This is a genomic window from Mesorhizobium sp. M0598, assembly GCF_040320865.1.
In the GTDB taxonomy this organism is placed as follows: Bacteria; Pseudomonadota; Alphaproteobacteria; order Rhizobiales; family Rhizobiaceae; genus Mesorhizobium.
Map to the genome: position 1 here is coordinate 124465 of NZ_JAMYQL010000016.1, position 6180 is coordinate 130644.

Here is a 6180-nt window from a genome sequence, read left to right on the forward strand (position 1 = left end):
CTTCACGCGAGGCGCCCCCCTCTGTCCTGCCGGACATCTCCCCCTCAAGGGGAGATTACGCGCTCAGCCGCTTTCGCTTGCTAAGCCCGTGGTAGCAGCCGGCGCATGATCAGCGAGGCATGGCCGCCCACGCCGTGTGCAGCCGGCCGGCGCTCGACGACCTCGAAGCCGTGCTTGCGATAGAAGGCGATTGCGCGGTCGTTGCCCTCGATCACTTCCAGGGCGATGCTGGGAATACCCGCATGCGCGGCAAGAACGGCATGCAGCAGGTCGGCGGCAAGGCCGGTGCCGTACTCGCTTTTGTCTATATGGAGCCGCTCGAGCATGACCTCGCCTTTGTCGTCCATCGCGGCCATCGCATAACCGGCGAGCGAGCCGTCAGCCCGCTCGGCGACGAAGGACATCTTGTTGTCGTCCCCGAGCTCGGACGCCAGCCGCTCCGGCGCGTGCCTCTCATCCGACAGCCGTGCCGTGGTCTTGGCACCCAGGATCGGCGAATAGGTGTAGCGCCAGGACCCTCCAAGCAGCCGCGACACCGCCGGAACGTCCTGTTCGGTCATGGTTCTTAGTTGGGGCATTGGCACCTCCCGGGCAGTTTATGGCACCGCAGCGTTCGCTCCGCCATCACCGCCTTACCCGCGATTTCAGCCAGCGGTCGAAGGCCACGGCGAGGATGAGGATCAGGCCGATGACGATGCTTTGCGTGTAGGACGAGACGTTGTTGAACTGCAGCCCGTTCTGCAAGACGCCGATCAGTCCTGCACCGACCACCGTGCCGCCGACGCTGCCGATGCCGCCGAACAGCGAGGTGCCGCCGATGACGACCGCCGAGATCACCGTCAGCTCGTAGCCGATGCCGGCCACGGCTTCGGAGGAGTTGAGCCGCGCCGACAAAACGAAGGCGGCGAGGCCGGCGAAGAAGCCGACGATGATGTAGACCGAGATCAGGATGCGGTCGACACGCAGGCCGGAGAGCCGTGCCGCCTCGGCATTGCCGCCGACGGCATAGACCGCGCGGCCGTAACGTGTGTAGCGCAGCACGATATGGCATAGGATCGCGGCAATCGCGAAGATGATCGCCGGCACCGGAACCGGGCCGATCAGGCCGGTACCGAACCAGCGCATCGAGGCGTCGAAGCCGGAGATCGGGCCGCCATTGGAAATCGTCAAGGTCAGGCCGCGAAACACGGTGAGGCCGCCGAGCGTGACGACGAAGGGCGGCACCTTCAGCCTGGTGATGGCAAAGCCCTGGACGCCGCCGGCCACGGCGCCAACGACGACGGCGGCGAGAAGGGCGGCGAACCAGCCATAGCCTTGCGTGCCCGACGTCGACAGCGACAGCGTGTTGGCGGTGCCGCCCTTGGCCACCACCGCCGCGACCATGCCGCAGAAGGCGAGCAGCGAGCCGACCGACAGGTCGATGCCGGCGGTAAGGATAACGAAGGTCATGCCGAGCGCGATCAGCCCGGTGATCGAGATCTGGCGCATGATGTTGAACAGGTTGATCGGGTCGATGAAGCTCGGCTTCAGCACGGTGAAGACGACAATCAGCAACGCCAGGAACATCAGCGGGCCGAAGCTCATCAGCAGGCGCGCAATATTGACGCCGCCGCGCTGGCTCCGTTCGGTCGTGCTGGTCATTGCGTTGCTTCCTGCTTCTGGTCGAGCGCCATCAGTTCCATCAGTTTCTCCTCGGTCGCCTCAATACCGGGCATCTCGCCGGTAATGCGCCCGCGTCGCATGGTGACGATCCTGTCCGACACCGCAAGCACTTCGGGCAGCTCGGACGAGATCATCATGATGGCGATGCCGCGCGCCGCGAGCTCCACCAGGATCTGGTGCACTTCCGCCTTGGCGCCGACATCGACGCCGCGCGTCGGTTCATCGACGATCAGCACCTTGGGGTCGCGTGCCAGCCAGCGGGCAAGGATGACCTTCTGCTGGTTGCCGCCGGACAGTCCCTCGATCGCCTGCTCGGGCGAGGCCATGCGGATCGACAGCGTCTTCCTATAGTTCGCCAGCGCCTCGCGCTCTCGCCGCTCGGCCATGAAGCCGACATTGGAGTAGCGGTCGAGCGCGGCGATCGAGAAATTGGTGAGGATGGCGAGTGCTGCGAAGATTGCCTGGTGCTTGCGGTCTTCCGGAACCAGCCCGATGCCGAGCTCGATGGCGTCGGCGGGTGAGGCGGGCGCGATCGGCTTGCCGTCGAGCATGATGGTGCCGGCTGCAATGCGGTCGGCGCCGAAGATGGCGCGGGCGAGCTCGGTGCGGCCGGAGCCGACGAGCCCGGCGACGCCGAGGATTTCGCCCGCCTTGAGGTCGAGATCGACGCCTTCGAGCACGATCGCGTGCGGCGCCTGCGGATCGCGCACCGTGCGCAGGCCGCGCACCGAGAGCCGGACGTCGCCGGCGACGTCGCGCTGCGTCGGCCTGGCATAGAGCTCGGAAGCGGCGCGGCCGACCATCTTCTCGATGATCTTCGGCAGTTTGATCGGCCCGCCTTCGCGGTCGAGATGGCCGGCCAGCCTGCCGTCGCGCAGCACCGTCATGCGGTCGCAGATCGCCGAGGCCTCCTCCAGCCGGTGGGTGACGAACATGATGGCGACGCCATCCTTGCGCAGCCGGTCCATGATCGACATCAGCCTGTGCACTTCGGTTTCGGTCAGCGCCGAGGTCGGCTCGTCCATGATGATCAAGCGGCTCTTCAGCGATAGCGCGCGGGCGATCTCGACCAGCTGCTGCTCGGCCACCGACAGCGCCGACACCGGCGTCGCCGGGTCGAGGTCGAGGCCGACGCGAGCGATGATCGCGCGCGAATCTTCCTCCATCTTCCGCCAACTGACCAGCCCGAACCGGCCGAGCGGTGCGCGGCCGATGAAGATATTCTCCGCCACGGTCAGCGTCGGGATCAGGCTCAGTTCCTGGTAGATTGTGACGATGCCGTGGCGCTTGGCATCCTGCGGATTGTGCGGGCTGAATTCGACCCCATCGAAGACGATGCGGCCGCTGGACGGCGGGATCACGCCGGACAGGATCTTGAGCAGCGTCGATTTGCCGGCTCCGTTCTCGCCGAGCAGGCCGAGGATCTCGCCGGGGCGGACTTCGAGCGAAACGTCGTTCAGCGCGGTGACGCCGGCAAAGCGCTTGGTCACGCCCTCGACGGTGAGCAGGGCGGGAGAGGGCGCGATGGCGGCTGCCTTGGGCAAAGTTTGCTCCTCGATCATTCGGTTGTCACGCAAGGCTGGCGAGGCAGCGCCCCCCTCTGGCCTGCCGGCCATCTCCCCCTCAAGTGGGGAGATTGCAGCTTCATTGGCTTCGCCTCTTCTGCAAGATCGAAAACTAGCGAAAGCCGACGTGACATCCAATCTCCCCCCTTGAGGGGGAGATGGCCGGCAGGCCAGAGGGGGGTGCTGTCCCGTCGGCTTCGCCTACTTCGTCTCGCCCAGCCTCTCCGCCTTGTCGAGATTGTCCTTGCCGATGACGATCGGTGTCAAAAGCACCAGCTTTTCCTTCGGCTCGGTCTTGTCCCTGGCGTAGGCGACGGCGATCTGCACGGCGGTGCGCGACTGCTCGCCGGGGAACTGCTCGACCGTGCCGGCCAGCTTGCCGTCGCGCACGGCGACCAGCGCTTCGGGAAGCGCGTCGAAGCCGTAGATCTTGACGTCGGTGAAGTTGCGCGCCGCGCAGGCTTCAACCGCGCCAAGCGCCATGTCGTCATTGGCGCAGATGATCGCGTCGGGCTTGCCGTTGGCGGCAAGGCCGGCCTCGGTGACGGACAGCGCCTCGGCGCGGGCGAAGTTGGCGGTCTGCTCGAAGATGATCTGGTACTTGTCCTTCATGGGATCGAGGACGTTGTGCACGCCCTTGTTACGGTCGATCGCCGGGCCGGCGCCGGGCTGGCCCTGCAAATGGAAGATCTTGGCGCCGTTCGGGAATGCCGCCACCATGGCCTGCGCTTCGGCCTCGCCGCCCTTGACGTTATCGGCGCCGACATGGGCGAGGATGCCCTCGACGCCCTCAACGCGGCGATCAATGGTGACGACGGGAACGCCGGCCTTCACCGCTTCTTCGATGGCCGGGGCCAGCGCGTTGACGTCAAGCGGCGAGATGACGATGGCGTTGACCTTCTGCACCAGCGCCGCCTCGATATCGGCGGTCTGCTTGGGCGCCGAGTTCTGGCCGTCGCTCTCGATCAGGTTGACGCCTTGCGCCTGAGCTTCCGCCTTGATCTGGTTCAGCATGTGCACGAAGAACGGAAAGCCGAGGCTCGGCACCGAACCAAGGATGGTCAGCTTGTCCTGGGCAAAAGCCAGTTGCGGAGCGGCCAGCGCCAAAGCGCCCATCGCCGCCGACGACAGCAGGAATTCACGTCTGTTGATCAATTTAGTCTCCTCCCAGATGAGCGCACGACCCCTAAACCGGAAGGGGTTTTCCGGAAGGTTCCTTGCGTCGATTCAAAAATGGAGTGTCCTTCGAGCGCCCAACTCGTGTTTGAAGGGACGCAACGGCGCTCCAGCCGGTCCACCGCGACGTTCTCCTCCGCTCGGTGCCTGCCGGCGGATGCTAGCCAAGGCCGGAGCTTTGCGCAAGAACGGGAGCAGGCAAGACCTACCGATCGATCATCACCATGGTGCGCTCGCCGTAGCGCGGCCCGGCGACCTTTCCCGGCGCCAGCGCGTCGTCGAGCACTTGCATCTCGGCTGGGTCCAGCCTGATCGAAGCCGCGGCGACGTTCTCCTCGAGGTATTTTCTGCGCTTGGTGCCGGGGATCGGCACGATGTCGATGCCGAAGTCGCTCCCCTTGTGGAGCAGCCAGGCCAGCGCGATCTGACCTGGCTTGACGGGCTTCGCCGCGGCGATGTCGAGTACCGTGGCCGCCGCCTGCATGTTGGCGTCATAGTTGGCGCCCTGGTAGCGCGGATCGCCGCGCCGGTAATCGCCCTCCGGATAGTCTTCGGCGCGCCTGACATCGCCGGTGAGAAAACCGCGGCCGAGCGGCGAGAACGGCACCAGGCCGATGCCGAGCTCCTTCAGCAGCGGAATGATTTCCGGCTCCAGATTGCGCTCCCACAGCGAATATTCGCTCTGCACGGCCGACACCGGATGCACGGCATGCGCCCGGCGGATATTGGCGGCGCCGGCTTCAGAGAGGCCGAAGAAGCGGACCTTGCCCTGAGCGATCAGCTCGCCGACAGCGCCCGCCACATCCTCGATCGGCACCGCCGGATCGACGCGGTGCTGATAGAGGAGGTCGACGTGGTCGGTGGCGAGCCTCCTCAGCGAACCTTCCAAAGCCTCGCGGATATGTTCGGGCCGGCTGTCGCGCTCGGTGCCGACTTGCTTGCCGTTTTCAATGCGGAAGCCGAATTTCGTCGCGATCGTCACCTCATCGCGCCGGCCCTTCAGCGCGCGGCCGAGCAGTTCCTCGTTGGTGAACGGCCCGTACACTTCCGCGGTGTCGAGGAAGGTGCAGCCGAGTTCGATGGCGCGGTGCAGCGTGGCGGTCGATTCCGCCTCGTCGGCCGGGCCGTAGGACTGGCTCATGCCCATGCAGCCGAGACCGATTGCCGAGACTTGCAGCCCCTGGCTGCCGAGTTTGCGCATCGTCAATGTCATGTGAAGCTCTCCGGATCAGCATCGCGTTCCAAGCCGCCAGGGAATATAGCGCACCGGCTCGGTTTCCACAGAGCGGGAGGCGCCACCGCGCGAGGGCTCACTGCGGCCGCCAAATTGACAGCCGAGCCGCTCTCGGCCATCCTTAAGGCACGCCGCCTTGCGGCTTGTGCGTGAGTAACCAGCATGGCCAGTTCCGTCGCCAGTCAGAAATCCAAGCGCGCCGCGGTGCGGAACGCGCTCGACCGCCACAAGGTGTACATCACTGCGCAGCGTTTTTCGGCCGGCAGCTACAGCGCGCGCGTGCTGGTCGACGGCGAGGCCTATTGGGTCGACGAATTCCGGCTCAGCCAGCTGCAGCAGGGCCTGTCGCCGGCCGAGCTCGAATTGACGCCGGCCACCGACGATTGAGCGGCGTGACCTGCCATCCTTCGTCATCCCAGGGCGGAGCAGGAGCTAAGCGACGTCGCGGAGACCCTGGGATCCATATGTGGACGGCGCCCTGCCTGCAACGGTTGTTTTGCGTCGTTTTCGATCGCTTGCGTCCATATGTCCGGCCTTTGAGCA

At 65.7% G+C, this 6180-nt stretch carries 6 protein-coding genes; 1 reads left to right on the forward strand and 5 read right to left on the reverse strand.

The genetic code is table 11. The features are described from left to right. Positions 1-80: 80 nt before the first annotated feature. The 5 genes from NKI59_RS20465 to NKI59_RS20485 all read right to left on the reverse strand — a co-directional run bounded on the left by NKI59_RS20465 (position 81) and on the right by NKI59_RS20485 (position 5616). Complete coding sequence (locus tag NKI59_RS20465; RefSeq protein ID WP_352706433.1) at positions 81-578, reverse strand: GNAT family N-acetyltransferase; 498 nt, start codon at positions 576-578, stop codon at positions 81-83. Between the two features lie 46 nt (positions 579-624). Beyond that, positions 625-1641: an ABC transporter permease gene (locus tag NKI59_RS20470; protein ID WP_352453856.1), complete on the reverse strand. Its 1017-nt coding sequence runs from the start codon at positions 1639-1641 to the stop codon at positions 625-627. After that, positions 1638-3224 carry a sugar ABC transporter ATP-binding protein gene (locus NKI59_RS20475; protein WP_352706435.1) on the reverse strand — a complete coding sequence of 529 codons (1587 nt, stop codon included), beginning with the start codon at positions 3222-3224 and terminating at the stop codon, positions 1638-1640. Before NKI59_RS20475 ends, NKI59_RS20470 begins: the two co-directional genes overlap by 4 nt. Before the next feature lie 204 nt (positions 3225-3428). Then, on the reverse strand, positions 3429-4379 hold the full coding sequence (locus NKI59_RS20480; protein ID WP_352467966.1) for a substrate-binding domain-containing protein: 951 nt from the start codon (positions 4377-4379) through the stop codon (positions 3429-3431). A 229-nt stretch (positions 4380-4608) separates the two neighbouring features. Continuing rightward, a complete protein-coding gene (locus NKI59_RS20485) occupies positions 4609-5616 on the reverse strand; it encodes an aldo/keto reductase (protein ID WP_352706438.1) in 1008 nt (335 codons plus the stop codon). Between the two features lie 183 nt (positions 5617-5799). Between NKI59_RS20485 and NKI59_RS20490 the strand changes: the two genes are divergently transcribed. Then, positions 5800-6024, forward strand: coding sequence for a hypothetical protein (locus tag NKI59_RS20490; RefSeq protein WP_023675682.1), 225 nt, complete (start codon positions 5800-5802; stop codon positions 6022-6024). Positions 6025-6180 lie beyond the last annotated feature (156 nt).